The following is a 1806-nucleotide window of genomic DNA, read 5'->3' as shown; positions in this document are numbered from 1 at the left end:
ATTGATTTTCCATTTTTCATATGGCTTTTTTATAAGAAAAAAATTCGCATGGATACCCGTCCGTTTTATTTTCGAGCTAGTGTTGCAATTAGTTCACTTTCTGCCATGCTATTCTCTGCTAACTTATTTCTAGCTGAGATTGATCGTCCTGAGCTTTTAACACGAGGTTTTTCCAATTATTATGTTGTTCGTGCCTTAGGTTTGCCTGCTTTTTTAGGTTATTCGGCAAATCAAACTTACAATGCCAATAAAGAAAGAGCCAAAGCTTCCGAAGCGGATTTACAACCTGTAGAAGACTATCTTCAAGCACGATATGCTAAGCCAGATTCCGAGTATTATGGAATTGCTAAAGGTCGAAATGTAATTTATCTTCATTTAGAAAGTTTTCAACAATTTTTAATTGATTATAAACTACAATCTGATGGCAAAGAGTATGAAGTAACTCCTTTTATCAACTCCCTCTACCACTCAGATTCTACCCTTTCTTTTTCCAATATCTTTAATCAGGTTAAGGCCGGGAAAACATCTGATGCTGAGACCTTGCTTGAAACTGGACTCTTCGGTCTCAATCAGGGTTCCTTTATGGTTAATTACGGTGGAAGCAATACCCAACAAGCCGCTCCTTTTATCCTCTCAAAGAACGGGTATAATTCAAGTGCTGTTTTCCATGGAAATACTGGTACTTTTTGGAATCGTAACACCGCTTACAAGCAATGGGGATATAACTACTTCTTTGATGCTTCATATTTTACAGAGCAAAATGATAGTAATTCTTTCCAATACGGATTGAATGATAAAATCATGTTTAAAGATTCCATTCAATACCTGGAACATTTGCAACAACCTTTTTATGCCAAGTATATCACTGTTTCCAACCATTATCCTTATACCACTAGTCTAATCGGTGATGAAATAGGATTCCCCCTAGCAACAACTCCAGATGAAACTATTAACGGCTATTTTGCAACAGCAAACTATCTTGACTCTGCCATTAAATCTTTCTTTGATTATCTAAAAGAATCAGGGCTGTATGAAAATTCGATTATCGTCCTTTATGGGGACCACTACGGTATCTCAAATTCTAGAAATCCTGCTCTCGCTCCTTTAATCAATAAGAATTCAGAAACTTGGTCTAGCTTTGATAATGCCATGCTACAACGTATCCCTTATATGGTTGTCATACCTGGGATGACAAAAGGGAAGATCGTCGATACCTATGGTGGACAAGTTGATATCTTGCCAACTTTAGAACACTTGCTTGGAATCGACAATAAAAATTTCCTACAAGTAGGGCAAGACCTCCTTTCACCTGATCATAAACAGATTGTAAGTTTTCGTTCTAGTAATAATTTTGTAACGCCTACTTATACCGCTTACAGTGGTCGCACCTACTATACACAGACTGGCGAGGAAATCACTAATCCTGATGAAAATACTCAAAAAGCTTTAGAAGAAATTCGAAATACTGCAAACCTCCAATTAAAAATTAGTGATTCTATCCAAACAGGGGATTTAGGCCGTTTCTATAAAGGGAATGATTTAGGTAAGGTTAATCCTGATGACTACAACTATAATAACTCTATGGAAACCTTACTAGAGCAGGAACAAGAAAAAGGTACTAACTCTACTAGTTTGTACAGTCAAAGAAATGGCCAGTCGTCAATCGACCTCTACAATTCACCGACTTATCGAGCACTCCATCCTGAACAATTCAACACTTCTTCTAGTGATGATACAAGTGATTCTGGTTCAACTGATGCTAATACCACCACTACAACGAAGGAATAAGAAAACCATCCAAGGGCA

At 37.2% G+C, this 1806-nt stretch carries 1 protein-coding gene; it reads left to right on the top strand.

Annotated features, from left to right (window positions below):
• The coding region (locus STRDD10_RS00135) for an LTA synthase family protein (protein ID WP_067191995.1) at positions 1 to 1788 on the top strand (1788 nt) is incomplete at its 5' end.
• Between the last annotated feature and the right edge of the window lie 18 nt (positions 1789 to 1806).

This window comes from Streptococcus sp. DD10, assembly GCF_001578805.1.
In the GTDB taxonomy this organism is placed as follows: Bacteria; Bacillota; Bacilli; order Lactobacillales; family Streptococcaceae; genus Streptococcus.
This window is presented reverse-complemented; position numbering and strand designations above follow the sequence as displayed.